The 24152-nt window shown below is 36.2% G+C and carries 27 protein-coding genes and 1 tRNA gene; 22 read left to right on the top strand and 6 right to left on the bottom strand.

The features are described from left to right. The first annotated feature begins 3 nt into the window (after positions 1-3). Positions 4-76, top strand: a tRNA-Gln gene (locus BN52_RS05750). A 483-nt stretch (positions 77-559) separates the two neighbouring features. Here BN52_RS05750 and BN52_RS05745 read toward each other — a convergent pair. After that, on the bottom strand, positions 560-1912 hold the full coding sequence (locus BN52_RS05745; RefSeq protein WP_008473410.1) for a MurT ligase domain-containing protein: 1353 nt from the start codon (positions 1910-1912) through the stop codon (positions 560-562). Positions 1913-2054: 142 nt separating this feature from the next. Here BN52_RS05745 and BN52_RS05740 point away from each other — a divergent pair, with 142 nt between their 5' ends. From BN52_RS05740 to BN52_RS05655, 18 genes are all read left to right on the top strand, one after another. Further along, entirely contained in the window at positions 2055-2654 is a 600-nt protein-coding gene (locus tag BN52_RS05740) for a thymidine kinase (RefSeq protein WP_008473408.1), read from the top strand. A gap of 13 nt (positions 2655-2667) precedes the next feature. Continuing rightward, positions 2668-3756, top strand: coding sequence for a peptide chain release factor 1 (prfA, locus tag BN52_RS05735; protein WP_008473407.1), 1089 nt, complete (start codon positions 2668-2670; stop codon positions 3754-3756). Continuing rightward, positions 3749-4591, top strand: coding sequence for a peptide chain release factor N(5)-glutamine methyltransferase (prmC, locus tag BN52_RS05730; protein WP_008473406.1), 843 nt, complete (start codon positions 3749-3751; stop codon positions 4589-4591). Before prfA ends, prmC begins: the two co-directional genes overlap by 8 nt. Before the next feature lie 3 nt (positions 4592-4594). Beyond that, entirely contained in the window at positions 4595-5602 is a 1008-nt protein-coding gene (locus tag BN52_RS05725; protein WP_008473405.1) for an L-threonylcarbamoyladenylate synthase, read from the top strand. An 87-nt stretch (positions 5603-5689) separates the two neighbouring features. Then, complete coding sequence (gene upp / locus BN52_RS05720; RefSeq protein ID WP_008473404.1) at positions 5690-6319, top strand: uracil phosphoribosyltransferase; 630 nt, start codon at positions 5690-5692, stop codon at positions 6317-6319. Between the two features lie 120 nt (positions 6320-6439). Continuing rightward, positions 6440-7153 (top strand): F0F1 ATP synthase subunit A, encoded by a 714-nt coding sequence (gene atpB / locus BN52_RS05715; protein WP_008473403.1) that lies wholly within the window; start codon positions 6440-6442, stop codon positions 7151-7153. Positions 7154-7170: 17 nt separating this feature from the next. Next, a complete protein-coding gene (gene atpE, locus BN52_RS05710; protein WP_008473402.1) occupies positions 7171-7398 on the top strand; it encodes a F0F1 ATP synthase subunit C in 228 nt (75 codons plus the stop codon). A 33-nt stretch (positions 7399-7431) separates the two neighbouring features. Continuing rightward, on the top strand, positions 7432-7938 hold the full coding sequence (gene atpF / locus BN52_RS05705; protein WP_008473400.1) for a F0F1 ATP synthase subunit B: 507 nt from the start codon (positions 7432-7434) through the stop codon (positions 7936-7938). Beyond that, positions 7938-8486 carry a F0F1 ATP synthase subunit delta gene (locus BN52_RS05700; protein WP_008473399.1) on the top strand — a complete coding sequence of 183 codons (549 nt, stop codon included), beginning with the start codon at positions 7938-7940 and terminating at the stop codon, positions 8484-8486. The genes atpF and BN52_RS05700 overlap by 1 nt, the downstream gene beginning before the upstream one ends. A 14-nt stretch (positions 8487-8500) precedes the next feature. Then, positions 8501-10012, top strand: a complete 1512-nt coding sequence (atpA, locus tag BN52_RS05695; RefSeq protein WP_040473431.1) for a F0F1 ATP synthase subunit alpha — start codon at positions 8501-8503, stop codon at positions 10010-10012. A gap of 10 nt (positions 10013-10022) precedes the next feature. Continuing rightward, on the top strand, positions 10023-10985 hold the full coding sequence (locus tag BN52_RS05690) for a F0F1 ATP synthase subunit gamma (RefSeq protein WP_008473397.1): 963 nt from the start codon (positions 10023-10025) through the stop codon (positions 10983-10985). 21 nt (positions 10986-11006) lie between these two features. Continuing rightward, the gene (atpD, locus tag BN52_RS05685) at positions 11007-12446 is read left to right on the top strand and encodes a F0F1 ATP synthase subunit beta (protein ID WP_008473396.1); all 1440 of its coding nucleotides are present in this window, start codon (positions 11007-11009) and stop codon (positions 12444-12446) included. A gap of 11 nt (positions 12447-12457) precedes the next feature. Continuing rightward, a complete protein-coding gene (locus tag BN52_RS05680; protein ID WP_008473395.1) occupies positions 12458-12895 on the top strand; it encodes a F0F1 ATP synthase subunit epsilon in 438 nt (145 codons plus the stop codon). Between the two features lie 58 nt (positions 12896-12953). Next, positions 12954-13184, top strand: a complete 231-nt coding sequence (locus BN52_RS05675) for a DUF1146 family protein (RefSeq protein ID WP_008473394.1) — start codon at positions 12954-12956, stop codon at positions 13182-13184. 83 nt (positions 13185-13267) lie between these two features. After that, the gene (gene mreB / locus BN52_RS05670; RefSeq protein WP_008473393.1) at positions 13268-14257 is read left to right on the top strand and encodes a rod shape-determining protein; all 990 of its coding nucleotides are present in this window, start codon (positions 13268-13270) and stop codon (positions 14255-14257) included. 11 nt (positions 14258-14268) lie between these two features. Next, complete coding sequence (yidD, locus tag BN52_RS05665; protein WP_040473438.1) at positions 14269-14562, top strand: membrane protein insertion efficiency factor YidD; 294 nt, start codon at positions 14269-14271, stop codon at positions 14560-14562. An 8-nt stretch (positions 14563-14570) separates the two neighbouring features. Further along, positions 14571-14798 carry a DUF2969 domain-containing protein gene (locus tag BN52_RS05660; protein ID WP_008473389.1) on the top strand — a complete coding sequence of 76 codons (228 nt, stop codon included), beginning with the start codon at positions 14571-14573 and terminating at the stop codon, positions 14796-14798. 13 nt (positions 14799-14811) lie between these two features. Next, the gene (locus BN52_RS05655) at positions 14812-16005 is read left to right on the top strand and encodes an FtsW/RodA/SpoVE family cell cycle protein (protein WP_008473388.1); all 1194 of its coding nucleotides are present in this window, start codon (positions 14812-14814) and stop codon (positions 16003-16005) included. Between the two features lie 72 nt (positions 16006-16077). On the opposite strand, the gene BN52_RS05650 is transcribed toward BN52_RS05655, so the two are convergent. The 5 genes from BN52_RS05650 to rpsD all read right to left on the bottom strand — a co-directional run bounded on the left by BN52_RS05650 (position 16078) and on the right by rpsD (position 19659). Continuing rightward, positions 16078-16539: a universal stress protein gene (locus BN52_RS05650; protein ID WP_008473387.1), complete on the bottom strand. Its 462-nt coding sequence runs from the start codon at positions 16537-16539 to the stop codon at positions 16078-16080. Between the two features lie 48 nt (positions 16540-16587). After that, positions 16588-16869 (bottom strand): hypothetical protein, encoded by a 282-nt coding sequence (locus BN52_RS10420; RefSeq protein ID WP_008473386.1) that lies wholly within the window; start codon positions 16867-16869, stop codon positions 16588-16590. A 308-nt stretch (positions 16870-17177) separates the two neighbouring features. Then, positions 17178-18494 (bottom strand): replication-associated recombination protein A, encoded by a 1317-nt coding sequence (locus BN52_RS05640; RefSeq protein WP_008473385.1) that lies wholly within the window; start codon positions 18492-18494, stop codon positions 17178-17180. Then, complete coding sequence (locus tag BN52_RS05635) at positions 18494-18964, bottom strand: YueI family protein (RefSeq protein WP_008473384.1); 471 nt, start codon at positions 18962-18964, stop codon at positions 18494-18496. Before BN52_RS05635 ends, BN52_RS05640 begins: the two co-directional genes overlap by 1 nt. An 83-nt stretch (positions 18965-19047) precedes the next feature. Continuing rightward, entirely contained in the window at positions 19048-19659 is a 612-nt protein-coding gene (gene rpsD / locus BN52_RS05630; RefSeq protein WP_008473383.1) for a 30S ribosomal protein S4, read from the bottom strand. A 285-nt stretch (positions 19660-19944) separates the two neighbouring features. Between rpsD and ezrA the strand changes: the two genes are divergently transcribed. The 3 genes from ezrA (at position 19945) to thiI (ending at position 24122) form a co-directional block, all read left to right on the top strand. Beyond that, the gene (gene ezrA, locus BN52_RS05625; RefSeq protein ID WP_008473381.1) at positions 19945-21660 is read left to right on the top strand and encodes a septation ring formation regulator EzrA; all 1716 of its coding nucleotides are present in this window, start codon (positions 19945-19947) and stop codon (positions 21658-21660) included. Between the two features lie 79 nt (positions 21661-21739). Further along, positions 21740-22900: a cysteine desulfurase family protein gene (locus tag BN52_RS05620; protein WP_008473379.1), complete on the top strand. Its 1161-nt coding sequence runs from the start codon at positions 21740-21742 to the stop codon at positions 22898-22900. A 1-nt stretch (position 22901) separates the two neighbouring features. Beyond that, entirely contained in the window at positions 22902-24122 is a 1221-nt protein-coding gene (gene thiI / locus BN52_RS05615) for a tRNA uracil 4-sulfurtransferase ThiI (protein ID WP_008473378.1), read from the top strand. Positions 24123-24152 lie beyond the last annotated feature (30 nt).

Here is a 24152-nt window from a genome sequence, read left to right as displayed (position 1 = left end):
TACTGGGATATAGCCAAATTGGTAAGGCACAGGATTCTGGTTCCTGGATGTTTGGGTTCGAGCCCCAATATCCCAATAAATACGTTTTGCCGTAATTTTGGGAAGCTAAAAGCCCCGATATTACGGCATTTTTGTTTTTTGGAATTGTTTCAAACTCTTTAAAAAGCATGTTTTAGGTGTCCACTTTTTGAAATTGGTTAATTGTTGTTAATTTTTGATAATTGGTATATATAAGACTCGTTAACACCTTAAAATGGTTAAATAAGGCTTTTTATTAGCTTATTGCATCCTTATCTGATTTTTTGAATTATATCAAATTGAATGTAATTAAGGGATAGTACTTCATATTTTCAAATTATTGAAGTGTATTTGGTGGCGTTTAGATTTTTTGTAGTAAATTTTAAATTCTATATGCAGGTGGGCTAATCTTAGGTATTTAGCAAGTATGGCAAAATATAAATACAGTATTCATGTTAACCAACGTTTTTAGCGTTGGTATTTTTGTATCAAGGTTTTTTAATGAATAATCAAAAAAGATGGCCTTTTATAGCCATCTTTTTTACATACCGCCTTTAATGATTTTCTTTTCAGCCATCTTTTTACGTAATGCAAGCATCGCAGTATACGTCGATAAAATATAGACTTTCTTTGTTGGCAAAGTTTTGATTTCTTCGATCAAACTATCATCATCTGGATTAATTAGCATTTCACCTGGATCAAAGCCTGCAATCTCCAGTCTGAAACCCATGTCATGCCAACGCTGGCCTCCCACTAAAACTTTTTTGATTTTAGTCTTGTCGAGGCCTTCATAATCTGCATCCCAAATCCATGAAGTATCAATACCATCAGCGTGGTTAGCATTTAGCAAAGTTACCATTGAATAATCTTCGGACTCAGTATTGAGCATGTGTAAAACTTCATCCAAGCCAACAGGATTCTTGACCAAGATAAGGTTAAGTTCTTTATCTGCATAAGTTATTAATTCCTGACGACCAAAAATACGTTTGTTCTTTGCAAAAGCATCAGCAACTTCATCTTCAGTTAGGCCATATTCGCGCGCAACAGCAAAAGCAGCTAAAGCATTGTAAATATTATAAGTGCCACCAATGTTAATAGCATATTCTTGCTTACCCATGCGAAAAGTCGAGCTGTTTGGAGTTTGCTTGATAATTTGATCAACAGTATAACTTAATTTCGGATGTTGGTAACCACATGAAGGACAGAAAAAGTTACCTAAATTAGCGTAAATCAAGCTGTGGTAATGTAAAATTTGATTACAGTTAGGACATAAAACGCCATCAGTATTGACTGAAGCCTTAAAATCGTTCTCTGGTTTGTCATTTGGCAAACTGAAACCAAAACAAACTTTGGGATTTGGCAATTCTACAGAAGAAAAAATGCTAGCGTCGCCATTAGCAATAATTTTAGCTTCAGGTGCTAATTTAATACCGTCGATAATTTTTTCGTAAGTAGTATAAATTTCACCATATCTGTCCATTTGATCACGAAAAATATTAGTGAGTACAAATGTTTTAGGGTGAAGTAATTCAGTGACCATCCTAACATTAGCTTCGTCGACTTCAAGAACTGCAATCTTTCTTTTAACTCTTTTTTTCTTATGAGCTAGAAAAGCGGTAACAATTCCTTGCTGCATATTAGAGCCAGAAGGATTGGTCAAGATATCGCCATATTTTTCTTTTAAGGCGTTAACAATTAATGCGGTAGTCATTGTCTTCCCGTTGGTTCCTGTGACAATAATGGTTTCATATCCTTTGGCAAGCGTGTTTAATACTTGCGGATCAATATTCATTGCTAATTTACCAGGAAAACTAGTACCGCCTTTTAAAACGTTATGTAAAAACCAATAGGATGATTTTCCTGCTAATTTTGCTAAACCAGATTTTAAACTCATGATTAATCCCTCACTTTAAAACTAAAACTTACTATAGCATATCAGCAAGTTTAAAAATAGCTTTTTACTACTCTTTGAATGCATAAATTTGATTTTTCATCTATACTATAAAACGGATCAAATTAGAAAAGGGGAATTCGTGATGGCGCAACTATTTTTTCGTTATGGTGCGATGAGCAGTGGAAAAACAATCGAAATTCTCAAAGTGGCTCATAACTATGAAGCTCAGGGACGAAAGATTGCTCTAATGACAAGCGGTGTTGATGATCGAAGTGGAGTTGGAACAGTTGCTTCAAGAATTGGAATTCAGCGAACAGCTGTTCCGATTACCGAAGAAATGAATATTTTTGACTATGTCAAAGAAAAAAGTAAAATGGATGTCGCACGTGGAGACGGTAAATTGGCTTGCGTTTTGATAGACGAAGCGCAGTTCTTAAAACGGCATCATGTCTTAGAGTGCGCTAAAATCGTGGATGAACTTAAAATACCAGTAATGACTTTTGGTTTAAAAAACGACTTTCAAAATCGATTATTTGAGGGAAGCGAGAATCTTTTGATTTTTGCTGATAAAATTGAAGAAATGAAGACTATTTGTCATTATTGTGGACATAAGGCTACTATGAATTTGCGGGTTAATTATGGTATGCCGGTATATGAAGGAGAACAGGTACAAATTGGTGGCGATGAAAGTTATTATCCGGTTTGTCGTTTCCACTATTTTAATCCTGGAGTAGAGCGTTAAAGGAGAAAAACACATGGATAAAGTGATGGCAAGACTTGAAGGATTGGTTGCTCATTATGAAGAATTACAAGAAATGATGGCCGATCCCGAGGTTATTAACGATACTAATCGTTATATGGAAATTTCAAAAGAAGAAGCAGATTTGCGTGAGGTAGTTGAAAAGTACCGCCAATATAAATCAGACTTGCAAGAAATTTCTGATAACAAGGAAATCATTTCTAATGAATCAGATCCAGAATTAGTAGAAATGGCTAAGGAAGAGAATAACGACCTTGAAACAGAAGTTGCTGAATTAGAAGAACGTATCAAAATTCTAATGTTGCCTAAAGATCCTAATGATGATAAAGATATCATCATGGAAATTAGAGGTGCTGCAGGTGGTGATGAAGCATCATTATTTGCTGGTGACTTATTGCGTATGTATGAAAAATATGCTGAACAACAAGGATGGCAAATCTCTTTGGTTGACTCAGAAATGACCGAGGTTGGTGGTTATAAACGAGTTGCGGTAATGATTACTGGTGATAAAGTATACTCGAAGTTAAAGTATGAAAATGGTGCTCACAGAGTTCAAAGAATTCCTGTAACTGAATCTCAAGGTAGAGTACACACTTCAACTGCAACAGTTGCAGTTATGCCTGAATATGAACAAGTTGATATTGATCTTGATCCAAAAGACATTAGAGTAGACGTTTATCGTTCATCAGGTGCCGGTGGTCAGCACATTAACAAGACTTCTAGTGCCGTTAGAATGACGCACTTACCAACTGGAATCGTTGTTGCAATGCAAGATCAACGTAGTCAACAGCAAAACCGTGAAAAAGCAATGCAAATTCTTAAGTCACGTGTTTATGATTACTATGAAAGTCAAAACCGTGATCAATATGATGCCAAGAGAAAAAATGCTGTTGGTACTGGGGATCGTTCAGAACGAATTAGAACTTACAATTATCCTCAAAACAGAGTAACTGATCACCGAATTGGTTTAACTTTAAATAAACTAGACCGTATTATGAACGGTGAATTAAACGAAATTATTGACGCTTTGATTTTGTACAATCAAACAAAACAATTAGAGGAGTTGGCTGATCAAAATGCCTAAAAAATTGGGAGAACTTCGATCATGGGCACTTGCTAATAGCAAAGAAGTTCGTGAAGAAGACATTGATTATGTGTTAGCAGAACGCCTAGGATTTTCGCCTAGCGAATATCAGTTAAAGCAAGATCTTGTTTTAACTCCTGATCAAGAAAAGCAAGCAAACAAAGACTTAAAAAAGTTATTTAAGGGTTATTCACCACAATATATTTTGGGTTATGCTTGGTTTTTAGGTTACAAAATTTTAGTTAAAAAAGGGGTGCTAATACCTCGCTTTGAAACTGAAGAGCTGGTTAATTGGGCATTAGAAACGCTTAAACCGGGAGATCGGGTACTTGATCTAGGTACTGGATCTGGATGCATTACAGTTGCTTTAGCTAAAGAAGCAGAAAAACGTAAGATTCAAGACGTTAATTTTACAATTTCAGATATTACTGATAATGCTTTACGAATTGCTGAAGAGAATCTTTTAAACTATGAAATTGACGCAATGGTTCGTAAAGCAAATGTTCTAATTGGTTTGACCAAATTTGACAAGATCATATCGAATCCACCATATATTAAAGAATCAGAAAAATCAGTGATGGATAAAAATGTTCTGGCCAATGAACCTCATGAGGCGTTATTTGGCGGTACTAACGGATTAGATTTTTATCGCAAGTTTACCAAGCAGGTTAGAACACATTTGAATAGTAAAGGTGAATTCTTCTTGGAATTTGGCTTTAGTCAAAAAGAAGAGCTCGCGAACTTATTTGCTCAAGAATTACCTGATTTTGAAATAGAATTTCGTGACGATATGAGTGGTAAGCCACGAATGGTTCATGGAAGGTGGCAAAAATAGTAAATGGAAACGAAAATTTTCAAAAAGGAAAATTTAGATGATGCTGTTGAATTATTAGCGAAAGGCGAATTGGTAGCCTTTCCAACAGAAACTGTTTATGGACTGGGTGCAATTGCTACTAAGGAACAGTCTGTTAAAAATGTCTATGCTGCTAAGGGTAGACCCAGTGATAATCCGTTAATTGTTACTGTTGCAAATGAACAGATGATGGCTAAGTACGCTAAAGAAGTTCCAGATAGAGCTAAAAAGTTAATCAAAGCATTTTGGCCAGGTCCACTGACAATTTTGCTTTATGTTAAACCAGGTGCATTGCCTGATGCGGTTACAGGTGGGCTTCCAACTGTAGCTTTCAGATGTCCAGATGATCAGTTAACCCATGATTTGATTGGTAGATTGGGTTATCCAATTGTTGGACCGTCAGCTAATACCTCTACTAAGCCTAGTCCTACGACAGCAATGCACGTTTATCATGACTTAAAAGGCAAAATCGCTGGTATTATTGACGGTGGTGCTACAAGGGTAGGTCTGGAATCTACAATTATTGATTTGTCAGTTGAACAACCAATTGTATTGCGACCAGGTGAAATAACTCCAGAGCAGCTAAGTTCAGTTTTAGGAGAAAAAGTACTAATTAATACTGGTAAAGTTTCTGATAAAGATATTCCGAAAGCTCCAGGGATGAAGTATCGTCATTATGCTCCAAGTGCTCCAGTAGTTATCGTTGATAATCCAGAAGATTTTAAAAAAATCAATTATAGCGAAAAAACAGGGGTAATGGCGCTTGAAACAGTTTTGGAGCAATTATCAATTCCAACTGAAAATAAGTTTAGTTTAGGACAAGATTTAACGGCAGCAGACCACAATCTTTTTGGTGGATTGCGTTATTTTGATGAAATGCCTGAAATCGAGCAAATTTTTGTTCAAGGATTTGATGAAGGCGAAACTAGTCTAGCTTATATGAATCGCTTATCAAAAGCAGCTGCAGGCCATCACTATAGAAATAATAATTAAATTGACACAAGGGGTTTAAACCCCTTGTTTTTTTGCTAAAATACTATGTGATGTTACTTTTTATTGAAATAGGAGGCAGTAACAATTATGGGAAAATTTGTAGTTTTAAATCATCCATTGATCCAACACAAATTGACAATTATTCGTCGCAAGGAAACGGGTTCTAATGAATTCAGACGTATTGTCGGTGAAATTGGTGGTTTAATGACCTATGAAATTACCAGAGATTTACCTTTGAAAGATGTTGAAATTGAAACACCAATCGGTAAAACTGTGCAAAAGGAAATTGCTGGTAAAAAGTTAACCATTGTTCCAATTTTACGTGCTGGTATGGGAATGGTTAACGGCGTACTAGAAATGATTCCTTCAGCTAAAGTAGGTGTTATCGGAATGTATCGTGACGAGGAAACTCTTAAGCCACATGAATACTTCTGCAAGATGCCTAAAGATGTGGCTGAAAGAGAATGCTTAATCGTCGATCCAATGCTCGCAACTGGTGGTTCTGCAAATATGGCAATTGAAGCTCTTAAGAAACGAGGAGTAACCGACATTAAGCTTGCAGTTTTAGTTGCTGCTCCTGAAGGCGTAAAAGCTATACAAGAAGAAAATCCAGATGTTGATATCTATGCTGCATCACTAGATGACAAGTTAATGGATAATGGATACATTTTCCCAGGCTTAGGTGATGCAGGTGACCGGCTTTTCGGAACAAAATAACTAGTGTTTTTTGTAAAAAAATTAACAAAAATCGCTTTCATTTTTTCACAAAGACTGTTTTTGGTGTTAAGATGATAAGCGTGTCGAGTTATTCAACACGAGAAGGGAGGTCACGAAGAAATGGAGAAACCATTTGTTTTTGAGTTTCTGGGCCTAAAGTTTGATTTAGTAGGAATAATTGGCTCAACTCTGATGGCATTAGTGGTTTTATTCATTTGCATTTGGCTTTCTAGAAAAGTTGAGATGAGACCTAATAAAAAGCAAAATGTTCTTGAGTATCTACTTGATTTTACGGATGGCATTGTGAGAGACAATGTTGAAGATGTAGATGCGCAAAAGCATTTGTCGCTTTATGCATTCGTCTTATTCTTATTTATCTGGTTTATGAACCAGTTGGGTTTGTTCCTAGAAGTCAAAGTAGATGATTTTATGATTATTAAATCGCCAACGGCGGATCCAGTGACAACAATGTCGTTTGCAATGATGACCTTGCTTCTGTCGTTTACGTTTGGAATTCAAAAGTTTGGTACAGGTGGCTATTTGAAGAACTACCTTGCTCCGGTTTGGTTTTTACTTCCAGTAAATATAATCGAAGAGTTTACTAACTTTTTAACTCTTTCCCTACGTTTGTACGGTAATATCTACGCTGGTGAAGTTTTGTTGACCTTGATTGGTAATCGCCTTGCTCCAAGTTTGGGAATATCAACGATGGTTCTAACAGCTCCATTGGCCATGATATGGCAAGGTTTCTCTGTCTTCATTGGCTCTATCCAGGCATATGTATTTGTAACACTTTCCATGGTTTATATTGGTAAAAAGGTTACAAAAGAATAATTTTTGGAGGTTTATTTATGTCACAAGGTTTAAAATATCTTGCTGCAGCGATTGCAGCTAGTTTAGCAGCTTTAGCTGCATCCTTCGGTAACGGCAAGGTTATTTCAAAGACTCTTGAAGGTATGGCTCGTCAACCAGAAAGTGCTGGTAACTTAAGAGCTACTATGTTTATCGGTGTTGGTTTGATCGAAGCTGTCCCAATTTTGGCAGTTGTTGTTGCCTTCCTGATCCTATTCTTAAAATAAAAAAATTTAGGAAAAAAGAGAGAAGGGCAGTAAATGACTTTAAATGTATTATTTGCCGCCTCAGATTTATACTTAGGTAATACGATTTGGTATCTTATTACCTTCGCCTTCTTATTGCTTTTAATAAAGCGGTATGCTTGGGGACCTGTCTCCGAAATGATGGAAAAACGGCGGCAAAAAGTAATTAATGATTTAGATTCTGCTGCTAGTGAGCGTAAGAGAGCTGAAACGTTGGCAAATGAACGTGAAGCGGCTTTAAAGAACTCAAGACAAGAAGCAACGAAGATTCTCTCTGATGCGAAAGACAATGCACAAAAGACTAGTACTGAAATTGTAGCTGGTGCTAATAGTGAAGCTGCATCTATTCGTCAAAAAGCTGAAGAAGATGCCAAGCAAGCTAAAGCTAAGGCGCTTGAAGATGCTCGTCAACAAGTTGCCGATATTTCAGTAGCGATCGCCGAAAAGGTAATTGCTAAGAATTTATCTGCTGAAGATCAAAAAGATTTGGTTGACCAATTTATTAAGGGGCTGAATGATTAATGGCTTTAAGTAGAGAAGAAATAGCTACTAGATACGGTCGTGCATTGTATGATTTTGCGAATGAAAAAGATGTTTTAGATACTGTTTATGACGAAATGCTTGAGTTGAAACATGCAATTGTTGAAAATCCAACATTTGTTCGTTTCCTCAGCAATCCGATTCTCAAAGCTGATGATAAGCAGACTTTACTTGAAAATGTAATCAGTGATTTCTCACAGGAAAGTCAAGACTTTCTACGTTTGTTATTGTCTTATGATCGGATGGGTAATTTGGTAGAAATTATCGATCGTTTTGTTAGTTTCTATAATGACGCAAAATTAATTGCCAATGGTACCGCAATTACTGCAGTACCATTGGACGAAGAACAACTTCAGCGATTAGGTAATAGTTTTGCCAAGAAATATCAGCTGAACGCTGTTCGTCTAGAGAATCATGTTGATCCTAGTATTCTAGGTGGCGTAATTCTAAATGTTAAGGATCTTGTGATTGATGGTTCGGTTAAGAATCGTTTACAAAAGATCCGCACTCAATTAATAGATGAACAATAAAAGAGGTGAAACCATTGAGCATTAAAGCGGAAGAAATAAGCTCTTTGATTAAGCAGCAGCTTGAACATTATGATGATCAACTTGATATCAATGAAGTTGGTGTCATAACTTACGTTGGTGATGGTATCGCCCGTGCTCATGGACTAGATAATGTTCTGTCTAATGAGTTGCTTAAATTTGACAACGGTTCATACGGTATTGCTCAAAACTTGGAAGCTAATGATGTTGGTATCATTATTCTAGGTGAATTTGATAATATTCGTGAAGGAGATCGTGTTCAAAGAACTGGACGAATTATGGAAGTTCCAGTTGGTGAACAAATGATCGGTAGAGTTGTTAACCCATTGGGACAACCTGTTGATGGTTTAGGTGACATTAAGACAGACAAAACTCGTCCTATTGAATCTAAAGCTCCAGGTGTTATGGATCGTCAATCAGTTAACCAACCACTACAAACTGGTATCAAGGCAATTGATGCCTTAGTTCCAATTGGTCGTGGTCAGCGTGAATTGGTTATTGGTGACCGTAAAACTGGTAAGACTAGTTTAGCGATCGATACTATTTTGAACCAAAAGGGCAAAGACGTTATCTGTATTTATGTTTCAATTGGTCAAAAAGAGTCAACCGTTAGAACACAAGTAGAAACTTTAAAGCGTTTTGGCGCAATGGATTACACAATTGTAGTTGAAGCTGGACCTTCAGAACCTGCACCAATGCTTTATATCGCTCCATATGCTGGCACAGCTATGGGTGAAGAATTCATGTACAATGGCAAGGATGTTTTAATTGTTTTCGATGATCTATCGAAGCAAGCCGTTGCTTACCGTGAACTTTCCTTATTACTTCGTCGTCCGCCTGGTCGTGAAGCATATCCTGGTGATGTTTTCTATCTTCACTCAAGATTATTGGAAAGAAGTGCAAAGTTAAGCGATAAACTTGGCGGTGGTTCAATGACTGCATTGCCATTTATTCAAACTGAAGCTGGAGATATCTCTGCTTACATTCCAACTAACGTAATTTCTATTACTGATGGTCAGATTTTCTTACGTAGTGATTTATTCTTTGCTGGTACACGTCCTGCTATCGATGCTGGTAACTCAGTTTCTCGTGTTGGTGGTAGTGCTCAAATTAAAGCAATGAAGAAGGTAGCAGGTACTTTACGTACTGATTTGGCTGCATATCGCGAACTTGAAAGTTTTGCACAATTCGGTAGTGATTTGGATCAAGCTACTCAAGCTAAGTTGAATCGTGGTCGTAGAACTGTTGAAGTATTGAAACAACCTTTACACGATCCAATTCCAGTTGAAAAACAAGTTTTGATTCTTTATGCATTAACTCACGGCTTCTTGGATGCTATTCCAGTCGAAGATATTGCAAGATATGAAAGTAAATTGTATGACAACTTTGATAGTAGTCATGCAGACTTGTTACAACATATTAGTGAAACTGGTCAACTTCCAGATGAAGACAAGTTAAACAATGCTTTGAAAGAATTCAACGATAGTTTTTCACCAAGTAAGAATTAGGAGGTAGTATATGCCTGCATCTTTACTTGAGTTGAAAAAGAAAATTGCTTCAGTTAAGCAGACTGGTAAGATAACGGAAGCTATGAGAATGGTTTCTGCATCTAAATTGAACCAAACTGAAAAACATGATAAAGGATACAGTATTTATAATGATCATATCCGCCAAACTCTTTCTAGATTAGTTAGTTCTCAAGTTGTTGAACACTTGCGTGAACGTAATATTGTAATTGATGAAAGCAATATTGAAAGTTTAGACTATACGAAAGTTTTCGGTTTAGGAATTACTGCAGACTTGATTCAACAAAGAAAGAGTATTAAGTCAACCGGATATATCGTTATTACCGGTAATCGTGGTTTAGTTGGTTCATATAATAGTTCTGTCATCAAAAATATGATGAGCTTATTTGAAGATTCGAAGGCTGAAAATAAAGATGTCAAAATCCTAGCTGTGGGCTCAGTTGGTGCACAATTTTTCAAGAAGAACAACTTAAACGTTGTTTATGAAAATGATAATATCTCAGATGTACCCACCTTTGATGAAGCCCTCCCAATTGTATCGACAGCTATCAAGATGTACATGAATGGTGTATTTGATGAACTTTATGTTTGTTATACTCACCATGTTAATTCTTTATCATCAGCTTTTCGTGTTGAAAAAATGCTACCAATTGAAGATTTGGATATTGGTGTAAAAGAAGCTGAAGCACATAAAAGATTAGAATACGAAATTGAGCCTGATATCAACACTGTTTTGACAACGTTGTTACCTCAATATGCTCGTTCAACCATTTATGGAGCTATTTTGGATGCTAAAACAGCGGAACATGCAAGTTCAATGACAGCTATGCAAGCTGCTACTGATAATGCAAAGGACTTAGTTTCAAATCTAACTACAAAATTAAACCGTGCAAGACAGGCACAGATCACTACTGAAATTACTGAAATTATCAGTGGTGCAAATGCCTTAGAGTAAAAGAAAAAGGAGGTAGATGTTTTGAGCGAAGGTGAAATTGTTCAAGTTATTGGTCCAGTTGTTGACGTAAAATTCCCACTGGATCAAGAACTTCCTGATATCAACAATGCTTTAAAAGTTGTTGTTTCAGATGATGAAACTATTACTCTTGAAGTAACACTAGAGCTTGGTGATGGTGTTTTAAGAACTATCTCAATGGAATCTACCAATGGACTTAGACGTGGAATGAAAGTGGAAAACACTGGAAGCCCAATTTCTGTTCCTGTAGGTGAAGATACTTTGGGAAGAGTGTTTAATGTTTTGGGCCAACCAATTGACAATGGTCCAGAATTTCCAGCAGATCATCCACGTGAAGGAATTCATAAACCAGCTCCAAAGTACGATGAGTTGACCACTAGTAGAGAAATTCTTGAAACTGGTATCAAGGTTATCGATTTATTGGAACCATATGTTCGTGGTGGTAAAGTTGGTTTGTTTGGTGGTGCCGGAGTAGGTAAAACTACTATCATTCAAGAATTGATCCACAATATTGCTCAAGAACATGGTGGTATCTCAGTATTTACTGGTGTCGGTGAAAGAACTCGTGAAGGTAATGATTTGTACTTTGAAATGAAGGCTTCTGGGGTTTTAAGCAAGACTGCCATGGTATTTGGTCAGATGAATGAGCCACCTGGTGCCAGAATGAGAGTTGCTTTAACTGGTTTGACAATTGCTGAGTACTTCAGAGATGTCGAAGGTCAAGATGTTTTGCTTTTCATCGATAATATCTTCAGATTTACTCAGGCTGGTTCAGAAGTTTCAGCCTTGTTAGGACGTATGCCAAGTGCCGTTGGTTATCAACCAACTTTGGCTACAGAAATGGGACAATTGCAAGAAAGAATTACTTCAACAAAGAAGGGTTCTATTACTTCAATTCAAGCCGTTTATGTTCCTGCTGATGACTATACTGACCCAGCGCCAGCAACTACTTTCGCCCACTTGGATGCTACTACTAATCTTGAAAGAAGTTTAGTAGAACAAGGTATTTATCCAGCAGTTGATCCATTGGAATCTTCATCAAGTGCTCTTGATCCAGAAGTCGTAGGTCAAGATCACTATGATACTGCTGTAAGAGTACAACACGTCTTGCAAAGATACCATGAATTGCAAGATATTATTTCCGTTTTGGGTATGGATGAATTATCTGATGAAGAAAAGCTAATTGTTGCTAGAGCACGTAAAGTTCAGTTCTTCTTATCACAAAACTTCTTTGTTGCTGAACAATTTACTGGTGTTCCTGGATCATATGTTCCAATTAAGGAAACTATTAAAGGCTTCAAGTTAATTCTTGATGGTCACCTAGATGACCTTCCAGAAGATTCTTTCCGTGGTGTAGGACCAATTGAAGATGTTTTGAAGAAAGCAAAAGAAATGGGTGTTACTCCATCAGATCCAGAAGCTCAAGCATTATTAGAAAAGTAGGGTGATGTCACATGGCAGAACCAGAAAAACTAATTACCGTAGATATAGCAACTCCAGATGGATTGATCTATTCTTGTGATGGAATCAGCGTTGAAATGCGAGCAATCGATGGTCAAAGAACAATTCTTTATAACCACACTCCACTATTGACTCCATTATCAATTTGTGAAGTTAAGGTTACTCGGGATAAGGAAGCTTCCAATAAAGTTGATCATATCGCAATCAGCGGGGGATATATTGAATTCTCTGATAACGTAGCGACTATTATTGCTGATAGTGCTGAACGTGCTGCAAATATTGATGTTTCTCGTGCTGAAGCTGCTAAAGCAAGAGCAGAAAAGCATTTGAAAGAAGCAATTGCATCCCATGATCAACCATCATTTGAAAGAGCGCAAATTGCGTTGCGCAGAGCTGTAAACAGAATAAGTGTTTACAATAACAAGAAGTAATTTAAAATGACCTGAGGTTTTTCCTTGGGTCATTTTTTGTTAAAGCAATGAGGTAATAATGTTTCAATTAGGAATTCATGCAATTATTAGTCTGATTATTTATATGCTTTGTATTGGTCTTTCCTTTCAAGCTGTAAAAGCATTTAGATTTGAGCAACTATTAAAAAAAGGAAGAGTTTTTGAATCGCAGATTCTGTTAATCTTTCTTGCAATTGGATTAGGATATTTGGTGGCTAGTTTTGTGATTGCATTTATTGATACATCTATTCAGTTAAGCAATCTATTTTAAGAAAAGCTAAAAACTGTTAGAACATACTCCAGCTTGGTTAAAGTATGGTAGAATTAATCAAGAATGATAGGGAGGGTTATTTTGTGGCTAGAGATATAGGTATAGACCTCGGAACAGCTAATGTATTAATAAATGTTTCTGGAAAAGGGATAGTGTTGAATGAACCTTCAGTAGTAGCTGTGAATACCACAACAAATAAGGTTGTAGCAGTAGGAACTGAAGCTTACAAAATGGTAGGAAGAACTCCAGGTAATATTAGAGTTATTCGTCCACTTAAAAATGGTGTAATAGCAGATTTCGATATTACTGAAGAAATGCTATCTTATTTCATTGAAAAACTTAACGTAAAAGGCTTTATGACCAAGCCTAATATTTTGATCTGTGCACCAACAGGTGTTACCTCGATCGAGCAAAAGGCAATTATTCAAGCAGCCGAAAAGTCTGGTGGAGGTAAAGTTTATTTAGATTTTGAACCAAAGGTAGCTGCTGTTGGAGCTGGTTTGGATATTTTTAAGCCTCAAGGAAACATGGTAATTGATATTGGTGGTGGTACTACCGATATCGCAGTTTTATCAATGGGTGAAATTGTAACTTCGAGTTCCTTGAGATATGCTGGTGATAGCATGAACCAAGCTGTTATCTCATATATCAAGAATAAGCACAATTTATTGATTGGTTCTAGAACTGCCGAAGATATTAAAATTGAAATCGGAAGTGCGTTTGAACCAGATGAAAATGAATCGATTACAGTTCGTGGTCGTGATATGGTTGATGGTTTACCAAAGCAAACTACAGTAACTGCACCTGAGATTCAAGAGGCTCTTCATTATGGCTTAATGTCAATCGTTGCAGCTACCAAAAAAGTTTTAGAAACTACTCCACCAGAGTTATCAGCTGATATCATTGACCGTGGTATCATGTTAACTGGTGGTGGTGCGTTGCTTAAGAACATTGATAAATTAATTTCGTATCACTTGCAAGTTCCTGTATTAACTGCAGATCATCCACTAGAAGCTGTAGCATTGGGAACAGGTACGTTATTGAAAAATATTGAAAAGCATCAACGCTTTTAATGGTAAAATATGTGCGAAAAGTTTTAATTTTTTTGGTTGAGATTTATAAAAAAGTAATTTCACCAATTTTGCCAGATAGTTGTCGTTATTATCCAACTTGTTCAACATATATGATTGATGCACTAAAAAAACATGGTGCGGTGTTGGGATTGATAATGGGAATATTTAGAATTTTAAGGTGTAATCCTTTTGTCAGAGGTGGAGTAGATCCAGTTCCTGATAATTTTACGATTTTTAGAAATCCTCATCCAGAAAGATATGAAGATCCAATAATAGCAAGAAAGTTTCATCCCCAGGATAAGTAGGAGAAGATATGTCGAAAAAAATTGAAAATATTGATATCGAAGTAAATGAGCTTAAGGAAAAAAATTTACCAACTTGGGAAGTAGTAATTCCTAATAAGAAGTCAATCGGCATTATTGAAAAAGTTGATGGTCGTTACAAAGCGACTACGAGCAAGAGCAATAATGTTTTGTTCTCAAAAAGCTTAGAAAGTAGTATTAATGATCTACTTTCATACTTCGCCTTACATGAAAAATAAGTAGTGATAGTTAATGGCAAAAGTTGAAAATAAAACGAATTTAGTTGATCGGATTGCATGGAATATTGTGGGACCGGTATTCCTGCTAGCGATGATTGGGATTTATTGCATTTATGTTGCGGCAACGGGAGATCCATCACATATGGGGACACCAGTAAAGGCGGCATTGATGCAAGCTATTTGGTATTTGATCTCAATTATTGCAGTTGTGTTCGTCATGCAATTTGATGCAGAGCAACTTTTTAAGGTTGCCCCTTATTTTTATGGTATTGGGCTTGTTCTACTGGTGGCAGTCTTATTTCTGTATAGTAGGCAGGTAGCAGCAAGTACGGGTGCGAAAAGCTGGTTTAAGCTAGGGCCCTTAACATTTCAGCCTTCGGAAGTAATGAAACCAGCGTTTATTTTGATGCTAGCCAGAGTTGTTAACAAGCATAATCAAGAATTTGAGCACACGATTAGAAATGATTGGTTTTTAATTGGTAAAGTATTTGCAGTTTTGATTCCAGTTGCAGTGCTGTTAAAACTACAAAATGACTTCGGTACGATGCTGGTTTTCTTTGCTGTTGTAGGCGGCGTATTATTAGTATCCGGAATCAGCTGGAAAATCATAATTCCAACATATGGCTTTGTAGCGATTGTAGGCATTGTAGTAATTTTATTGGTTACTACAACTGAAGGAAAACAATTTTTAAGTCACTTCTTTAAAGCATACCAATTTGAAAGAATTAACTCTTGGCTTTCACCATCAAGCAGTACTACTAGTGGTGCTTATCAGTTGTGGCAAAGTATGCAAGCGATTGGGTCTGGTCAAATTTTTGGAAATGGTTTTGGCAAAATAAGCGTTTATGTTCCAGTTAGAGGATCTGATATGGTGTATTCTGTAATCGGCGAAACTTTTGGTTTCGTAGGTAGTGTAGCAGTAATACTAATTTATCTGTATTTGATTATTCAAATGGTCAAGATCACTTTTGATACTGGTAATGCATTCTACTCATACATTTCTACTGGGGTTATCATGATGATTCTGTTCCATGTGTTCGAAAATATTGGTATGAGTATTGATTTACTTCCATTAACTGGTATCCCATTGCCATTTATTTCTCAAGGTGGTTCTGCTTTAGTTGGAAACATGGCTGGAATTGGCATGATTTTATCAATGAAATTCCATAATAAAGACTATATGTTTAGTACCGCTGGAGATTTTTAAGTTAAGATAGTAAAAAACTGTTCATATCTTAGTTAGGATATGAACAGTTTTTTATTTAAAGAAAATATTTATTTAGTCAGCGATGTCTTCATTTTCCTTGGTACGACAAACAAGAACATCACAATTAGCAGTTCTAGTTACATATTCAGTAACACTACCAATAAGTAGTCGTTCGACGGCATTTAAACCAGTAGCACCAATTACGATTAAGTCGATACCATTTTTCTTTGGAAAATCGTGGGCGATAATTGTTTTTGGAGAACCAAATTCAATTGAAAAATGAACTTCTTTTACGCCTGCTTTAGTAGCACGTGCGTAATATTCTTCCATTTTCTTTTTAGCATCGTTTGAAACTTGTTCAACCATCGCTGAATCAAAACTTGAAACGTTTTGGAAAGAGCGGGTATCAATAACGTGCAAAATTTCTAAAGTAGCTCCGTTACGCTTAGCAATCGCTACAGATTTACTGAAGGCTAGATCAGCTTCTTTTGATCCATCAACTGAAACTTGGATATGTTGATATTGTGATAGCATTTTTAAGCACCTCTTCCTTACCTCTATTTTACCAAAAAATTCACAAATTTATTCATTCTTTTGATTAATTAGCAAACTAAAGATTAGGATTGTTAAAGATCCTAGTGCAATGGTAATCAGATTAAGGTACTTATTATTTAAGAAAAGTAGTATTATTCCTAAAATACTTTCGACAAAAAGTGCAATAGCTGTAATTTTTAGAATTTTACCTAAACGTGGATCGCTACCAACATCATAAATCATAAAATATCCATTGCGTCGGTGCCACATGTACCAGGCTGTAAGCAATAAGACAACTATAAAAATAAGCATTACAATCGTTATAGCCAAAATTTTCTTCACTCCATAAATAAAAAAGCGGTCATAGAGACCGTTTCTGTTAAATATTCAAAGTAAATCTGAGTTAACCGAACATAGCATAATGACGCTTGTTGAACCCGCAGTGTTCAAATTTTGAGTTAATATCGCAGCGAATATGGATCCTGAGACTAGTCAGTGTTCCGATTCGGTAGTTATTTACTAACTCCCACGTCTTATTGTTTGATCGGTCAACTTTATACATTTAAGCTTGTCGATCAACTCAGATCACTATTATCATACATAAACATAAAAAGTATGTCAAGGAATAAGAAAGCGATTTAATATTTTGAATTGGCTTGATTTAACCCATCTTTTTGCATCTTTTTTAGACGATAATATTGGGTTTTTAAAGTCTCTTCGATTTTGGAATTACCTTTTGGTATGAAATAATTTGCATCAAGAAGCGAAGTAGGAAGGTACTGTTGAGCAATCCAATCTCCAGGATAATCGTGAGGATAAATATACCCAACACTGTGACATAATTTCTTTGCACCAGAATAGTGTCCATCTTTTAATGAATTAGGGACATTGATGTTCTTTTTGTTTCTGACATCGGCAATTGCTCTATCAATTGCCGTAATTGCACTATTGCTTTTGGGAGAAAGACAAAGTTCAATAACTGCATTAGCAAGAGGAATTCTGGCTTCTGGAAAACCTAAGGTTTGGGCAGCTTGAACTGCTATAAAGGTATGCTGAGCGGCAGCAGGATTAGCAAGTCCAATGTCTTCATAAGCAATGACGGTTAATCTACGACAAATTGCAACAAGATCTCCCGATTCAATTAAGCACGCTAAGTAGAAGAGGGCAGCGTCAGTATCTGAACCTCTGATTGATTTTTGAAATGCAGAAATAAGATCATAATGCCCATCACCATTTCGATCAAATTGTTGACTCCTTAATTGCATTGAATTTTCAATTGCTGTTAAATCAACAATTAGTGGATCAATTTCTTCGTTTTTAGCAAGTTTTTCTTGCTTAGTTGAAAGAACAGCAAGTTCTAGTGCATTTAGGGTGGTTCTTAAATCGCCATTTCCTTTATTGACCAATAGGTCTAGAGCATCATCTGAAAGTTGAACATGATATTGTGCCAATCCATTGATATCATCTGCTAAAGCACGTATGACAGCTTTTTTGGCATCATCTACTGAAACAGGCTTTAATTCGAATATCTGACATCTAGATCTAATTGCAGGGGAAATAGCTATATATGGATTTTCAGTTGTAGCACCAATTAAAATTATTTGTCCAGATTCTAATAACGGTAGCAAATAATCTTGTTTAGTTTTATCTAAACGATGAATCTCATCAAGCAAAAGAATTACTGTACCACTCATTTTTGCTTCTAAAGCTACTTCTTGTAATTTCTTTTTAGTATCGATTGCTGCATTTAACATTCTAAAAGCGTATTTGGTTGAACCAGCGATTGCACTTGCAATACTAGTTTTTCCGATGCCAGGAGGCCCATAGAGGATCATCGATGTAAGTAGCTTAGCTTCAACCATCCTTCTGATTATCTTGCCTGGACCAATTAAATGCTCTTGTCCTACAACTTGATCTAGATTAGTTGGACGCATACGATATGCTAGTGGATGCATTAGTTTTCACCTCTAAATAATCGATGCCAAAAACTCGTCTTTTGTTTCTTAGGTGCTGTTAACTGTTCTTTTGGAAGTTCAGGTGCATAGACTTGGGAGATTTCGATTCTCATTCGGTTGATTGCATCTTTAGCAACAACTAGTACAGCAGTATCTGTTGGACCAGTTTTTGCTGTTTCATTGTTGACGAGTGTAAAAGGAATATTTTTTTTACTTGCTTGAGCTTCGAGCTTATTTAAAAAACGATTATTTGAGATGTTTCCATTTATAAGAATACTATAGCCTTGATAATCGTCTAAGTGAGTCAAAAATAGATTGGTTAGTTCTTCATTATTTATTTCTGTATTATCGATTCGAATTAAGCAACGTTCTCTAAGAGATCCCAAAAATCTGCGTCTTTCGTCAGGTCTGGTTTGAGGAGTAATTCCTTGAGCAGCTTGCTCTAGACGTTTGTTTAAATCTTCTGACATTTAATCACCTCAAAAGCATTATATCAAAAAAGCCTCCCCACAGAAGAGGGGAAGGCTTTTGAGATAATACATAAAAACAAGTATTAAAGTAACTTGTTGTACCATTCAACAACAAGGGCTTCGTTAATGTTTGGTTCCATTTCGTCACGTTCTGGTAAACGAACTAAAGAACCTTCCATCTTGTTTTCGTCGAAAGTAACGAATGATGGTCGTGAAGTTGCTGCTTCAAGAGCATCATTAACTTGTTGCAAGTTCTTTGACTTTTCCTTCAAGCTAATAGTTTGACCAACTTTAACTTCGTATGAAGGAATGTCAACACGCTTACCATCAACAGTAATGTGACCGTGGTTTACCAATTGTCTAGCTTGTTCTCTAGTAGTAGCTAAACCTAAACGGTAAACAACATTGTCCAAACGACGTTCAAGCAAAATCATGAAGTTAGTACCGTGTTCGCCTTCACGAATCTTACCGGCACGAACAAACATAGTTCTAAATTGACGTTCGTTAAGACCGAACATCCAACGTAACTTTTGCTTTTCGTGTAATTGTTCACCATATTCTGACAAACGACCACGTGAGTTAGGACCGTGTTGACCCGGTGCATAATTACGACGTGAAAGTTCCTTGCCAGTACCTGAAAGTGAGATACCTAATCTTCTTGAACGCTTCCAACTTGGACCTGTATATCTTGACATAAAAATCCTCCATAAAATTACTAAATAAAATTTTTGGAGTAAAATATTACAAATTAAGCTCAACATTCGTGCATCTCGATTTTGATTTTCACCTTTTGCAGCAAAGGGTACTCATTCACTAGTTACGTATCAAGATGTTGACGTTCTTGTCGCTTAAGGCTGCAAATATTTTACACTCCAATCATTATAGTTAGTTTGCTATAATAAATCAATAAAAATTATTTGAAGTGGGCGTTTTTAGCTCCTATTTTGGTATAATGGTGATAGTTTCGGAGGATTAAGATAATGTCATCATTACAGACGTTAATTGTTATAGCAATTGTAATCATAATTTTTGTACTCATTGCTTTGTTGTTGTGGATGAACCGCAAGCAATTGAAGGAGTTAGATGCTATTGATCAAAAAATTGCAACGATCAAGGGTATGCAATTAGATCGAGATATTACTCGATTGGATAAAATGGATTTAGCTGGTGAAAGCTTAACTACATTGAACACTTGGAAGAAAAGTTTCCAAGATGCAATGACAAATAAAATACCTCAAGTAGAAAAATTAGTAACTGAAGCTGGTAAAGATAGCGCTTCATATCGTTTATTTAAGGCGAGAAAAAGCATCAGACAGGCTCAAGATATAATTTTACCAACTTTTGAAGATGCTAAAAATACCAAGGATGTATTTAGTGAGTTACTAGAATCTAATCGGGAAAACCAAGTTCAGTATGATGCTTTACTTAAGACATATCGCTCACAAAGAAAGATGGTTTTGGCAGATTCATTTGATTATGGTACAGCACTTGACCAAATTGAAGATGATTTAGCTGAAATGGAAAGTGATTTTGAAGAAGCTAAGAATTTATCATCTCAAGGGGATCACGTAGAGGCTAAGCGAGTTTTGAGCAAAATTAAAATTGCACTCGCTAATTTAGACGAGCAACTACCTAAAATAAAGGCAGCTCACCATCAATTAGAAACAGTTTTCCAAGATCAGCTTAGAGAGTTGGCCGATGCTTATCGAAAAATGTTAAGTGAAAAGTATAGCATTACGGAAGTTAATTTTTTAAATGAAATCAAGGGAATTCATGATGACATTGATGCGTCCAGAAGCCTATTGAGTGAATTAAAAGTTCAAGCTCTTAATGAAAAGAACAAGAAGATCGCTACCAAAATTGATGCTTTGTACGGAATTTTAACTAAAGAATATAAAGCTCGTCCTTTTGTAGAAAAAAATCGTGAAAAAGTTTTTACAGCAATTAATCGTCAACAAATTGCTTCACAGCAGCTAGTAGAAAAGTTACGCCATATCGATGAAAGCTATGAGCTGACTCATGGTGAATTAGATAAAAGCAAACGGTTAACTAAAGAAATTACCAATATGGGGCATCAGTTTACAATTGATACGCAAAATATTGCCGATGGCAAAGGGGTATATTCGGAGATTGAAAATTCTTGGATCGCAATGATGGAACGTCTACGTAAAATTGCTGAAGAAGAACAGGAAATGTCCCAAAACGTTGATGGATTATACGATTCGGAAAGTGTGGCAATAGATTCGGTCAAGCAATTTAAACAAGAAGTTTCATTGGTATATCGGCGATTAAAGCGACGTCATTTACCTGGTAGTCCTGAAAGTTTCATTCAAATGTATACTTTAGTTGTAAATGAAATTAAAAAGGTAAGCCAAGAACTTGATCAAGTTAGAATTAATATGGAGAAAATTTCTACAGAATTAATTCAAATTTCTGATGATGTAGAGCGCTTGAAACGAGAAGCTGATGATATTATTAATTCTGCTAATTTGGTGGAATTAACAATGACATATTCAAATAAGTTTGCTGATAATGATGCAGTCAAAAAAGCTCAGCAAGCAGCTACGCAAATGTATCAAGTTGATTTTAATTATAAGGAAGCACTTGATACGATTGCTACAGCAATTGAAAAAGTTGAGCCAGGATCATACCAGCGTCTTGAAAACGCTTATTACTCGGAACTTAGCACCAAATAATTGAAGCAAGTGATTATTTAAGTTACAATTTAAAAGTCATTAAACGGTCGAATGACCGTTTTTTAAAGGAGACGTTTTTTTGATTTATTTTGATAACAGCGCCACAACAAGAATAGATAAAACAGTATTGGCTACTTATGATAAAGTAGCATTAGATATCTGGGGGAATCCATCTAGTTTGCATCAAATGGGTAATCGAGCTCATCAATTGCTTGAAGCCTCGCGTAAACAAATTGCGGACTTACTAGGAGTAAAGGCCCATGAAATATTTTTTACTTCTGGAGGAACCGAATCTAACAATACTGCGATAAAGGGTACAGCTATTGCTAAACGTGAATTTGGAAAGCATATAATTACTTCAAGCGTTGAACACGCTTCGGTAGCGAACGCATTTACTTCATTAGAAAAGTTGGGCTATAGAGTTACTTGCTTACCAGTTGATAAAAATGGGCGAGTAAATATAGCTGATTTAAGAAATGCACTTGATTCAGATACTACCTTAGTTTCCGTCATGGGTGTAAATAATGAAGTTGGGGCAATTCAGCCAATCGATGAAATAAGTGATTTGCTTGAAAATTATCCAAATATACATTTCCATGTTGATAATGTCCAAGCACTTGGAAAGGATATTTGGCAAAAAGTATTCACACCAAGAGTTGATTTGCTCAGTTTATCTGCTCATAAATTTCATGCTCCGCGTGGTATTGGCGTTTTATATAAAAAAGAAGGAAAAATGCTTGAACCACTTCATCATGGTGGGGGACAAGAAAAAGGATTACGTTCTGGAACTGAAAATTTGCCTGCGATTGCGGCAATGGCTAAAGCAATCCGTCTGTTGTTGACAGATGAAACTGAAAAAGCAAGCCATGAAGCTGCTATTAAAGCAAAAATAGTTTCATATTTGGAAAGTAAACCTGGAATAGATATCTTTTCGCCAATTAGTGAAGACTTTGCACCACACATTCTTTGCTTTGCTCTTGAAGGGATTAGAGGAGAGACTTTAGTTCATACATTAGAAAGTAGAGATATTTTTACTTCTACGACTTCAGCGTGTGCTTCAAAAACTGCTGATGAGGCAAGTACGTTAGTTTCGATGAAAGTTCCAGATAAAATTGCTACCAGTGCAATTAGATTGAGCTTTGATGAAACAAATACTTTAGAAGAAGCAGACAAATTTATTGCCGAATTCGATCAGATATATCAGCATTTTGCACAAATTAATCATTTGGAAGGGAAATAATATGGTTAAATATACTGAAATCATGATCAGATATGGTGAATTATCGACTAAAGGAAAGAACAGAAAAGATTTTATTGCTAAATTAGCAAGCAATGTAAATCGAGTTTTATCTGACTTTCCAATGGTTGAAATTCACCCTAAGCACGATCGGATGCATATCGTTTTAAATGATGCGCCATTTGAAGAAATTAATAATCGTTTGAAAAAAGTATTCGGAATTCAAACTTATTCTCCGGTAATCAAGACAGAAAAAACTCTTGAAGCGATCGAAAAAACATCACTTGAATTGATGGAAGCCATTTATCAAACGGGGATGACTTTTAAAGTTAATACTAAGCGTGCCGACCACAAGTTTGAATATGATACCAATCAACTTAATTCAATGGTCGGAGATCACATTTTTGATCATATTCCTGACATTAAAGCTGAAATGAAACATCCAGATCTTGTTTTACGCATTGAGGTAAGACAAGATGCGGTCTACATTTCTAACCAATTGCTTCATGGTGCAGGTGGTATGCCAGTAGGAACTGCTGGCAAAGCCGTTATGATGCTTTCTGGAGGAATCGATTCTCCAGTTGCCTCATACTTAGCTTTGAAACGTGGAGTTGAAATTGAAATGGTCCACTTCTTTAGTCCGCCATATACGACTGAAAAGGCATTGGCTAAGGCTAAGGAATTGACAGGAATTTTAGCAAATTATGCTGGCAAAATTAATTTTATTGCGGTTCCTTTTGCTGAAATTCAGGAAACTATCAAGGAAAAATTGCCAGAAGGTTATTTGATGACTGTTCAGCGTCGTTTCATGCTCAGACTTGCAGACATTATTCGCAAAAAACGTGGGGGATTAGCGATCTTTAACGGTGAATCAGTTGGCCAAGTTGCTTCACAGACACTTGAATCAATGACTGCAATCAATGATGTGACAACCACACCAGTTTTACGACCTGTAGTAACGATGGACAAGACTGAGATTATTGCTTTGGCTGAAAAAATTGGTACTTTTGATTTGTCAATCGAACCGTTTGAAGACTGTTGCACAATATTCGCTCCACCTCGTCCCAAAACCAAACCAAAATTGGATAAGGCTCGTGAATATGAGGCTAGATTGGATGTTGAAGGTTTGATTGAAAGAGCACTTGCTGGCATTCAGATCACGCAAATTAGAGCAAATCAGAAATTCTTAGACGTTTCTTCTTCGGAAGATACGGACTTGTTATAATTGAAGGACTAGTAGCTTCGCTACTAGTTT

Origin of the sequence: Lactobacillus gigeriorum DSM 23908 = CRBIP 24.85 (assembly GCF_000296855.1) — a bacterium.
In the GTDB taxonomy this organism is placed as follows: Bacteria; Bacillota; Bacilli; order Lactobacillales; family Lactobacillaceae; genus Lactobacillus; species Lactobacillus gigeriorum.
Note: the sequence above shows the minus strand (reverse complement) of the source record. Positions and strands in the feature narration are given on the sequence as shown.

Excerpts from the sequence above, each read along its gene's own strand:
- BN52_RS05650 (WP_008473387.1), bottom strand. The coding sequence starts at position 16,539 with ATGCTATCACAATATCAACATATCCAAGTTTCAGTTGATGGATCAAAA.
- upp (WP_008473404.1), top strand. The coding sequence starts at position 5,690 with ATGGGAAAATTTGTAGTTTTAAATCATCCATTGATCCAACACAAATTG.
- BN52_RS05745 (WP_008473410.1), bottom strand. The coding sequence starts at position 1,912 with ATGAGTTTAAAATCTGGTTTAGCAAAATTAGCAGGAAAATCATCCTAT.
- atpE (WP_008473402.1), top strand. The coding sequence starts at position 7,171 with ATGTCACAAGGTTTAAAATATCTTGCTGCAGCGATTGCAGCTAGTTTA.
- BN52_RS05660 (WP_008473389.1), top strand. The coding sequence starts at position 14,571 with ATGTCGAAAAAAATTGAAAATATTGATATCGAAGTAAATGAGCTTAAG.
- BN52_RS05635 (WP_008473384.1), bottom strand. The coding sequence starts at position 18,964 with ATGTCAGAAGATTTAAACAAACGTCTAGAGCAAGCTGCTCAAGGAATT.
- BN52_RS05655 (WP_008473388.1), top strand. The coding sequence starts at position 14,812 with ATGGCAAAAGTTGAAAATAAAACGAATTTAGTTGATCGGATTGCATGG.
- prfA (WP_008473407.1), top strand. The coding sequence starts at position 2,668 with ATGGATAAAGTGATGGCAAGACTTGAAGGATTGGTTGCTCATTATGAA.
- atpF (WP_008473400.1), top strand. The coding sequence starts at position 7,432 with ATGACTTTAAATGTATTATTTGCCGCCTCAGATTTATACTTAGGTAAT.
- BN52_RS05690 (WP_008473397.1), top strand. The coding sequence starts at position 10,023 with ATGCCTGCATCTTTACTTGAGTTGAAAAAGAAAATTGCTTCAGTTAAG.
- prmC (WP_008473406.1), top strand. The coding sequence starts at position 3,749 with ATGCCTAAAAAATTGGGAGAACTTCGATCATGGGCACTTGCTAATAGC.
- thiI (WP_008473378.1), top strand. The coding sequence starts at position 22,902 with ATGGTTAAATATACTGAAATCATGATCAGATATGGTGAATTATCGACT.
- BN52_RS05740 (WP_008473408.1), top strand. The coding sequence starts at position 2,055 with ATGGCGCAACTATTTTTTCGTTATGGTGCGATGAGCAGTGGAAAAACA.
- BN52_RS05675 (WP_008473394.1), top strand. The coding sequence starts at position 12,954 with ATGTTTCAATTAGGAATTCATGCAATTATTAGTCTGATTATTTATATG.
- ezrA (WP_008473381.1), top strand. The coding sequence starts at position 19,945 with ATGTCATCATTACAGACGTTAATTGTTATAGCAATTGTAATCATAATT.
- rpsD (WP_008473383.1), bottom strand. The coding sequence starts at position 19,659 with ATGTCAAGATATACAGGTCCAAGTTGGAAGCGTTCAAGAAGATTAGGT.
- atpB (WP_008473403.1), top strand. The coding sequence starts at position 6,440 with ATGGAGAAACCATTTGTTTTTGAGTTTCTGGGCCTAAAGTTTGATTTA.
- BN52_RS05680 (WP_008473395.1), top strand. The coding sequence starts at position 12,458 with ATGGCAGAACCAGAAAAACTAATTACCGTAGATATAGCAACTCCAGAT.
- BN52_RS05700 (WP_008473399.1), top strand. The coding sequence starts at position 7,938 with ATGGCTTTAAGTAGAGAAGAAATAGCTACTAGATACGGTCGTGCATTG.
- BN52_RS05640 (WP_008473385.1), bottom strand. The coding sequence starts at position 18,494 with ATGCATCCACTAGCATATCGTATGCGTCCAACTAATCTAGATCAAGTT.
- BN52_RS05725 (WP_008473405.1), top strand. The coding sequence starts at position 4,595 with ATGGAAACGAAAATTTTCAAAAAGGAAAATTTAGATGATGCTGTTGAA.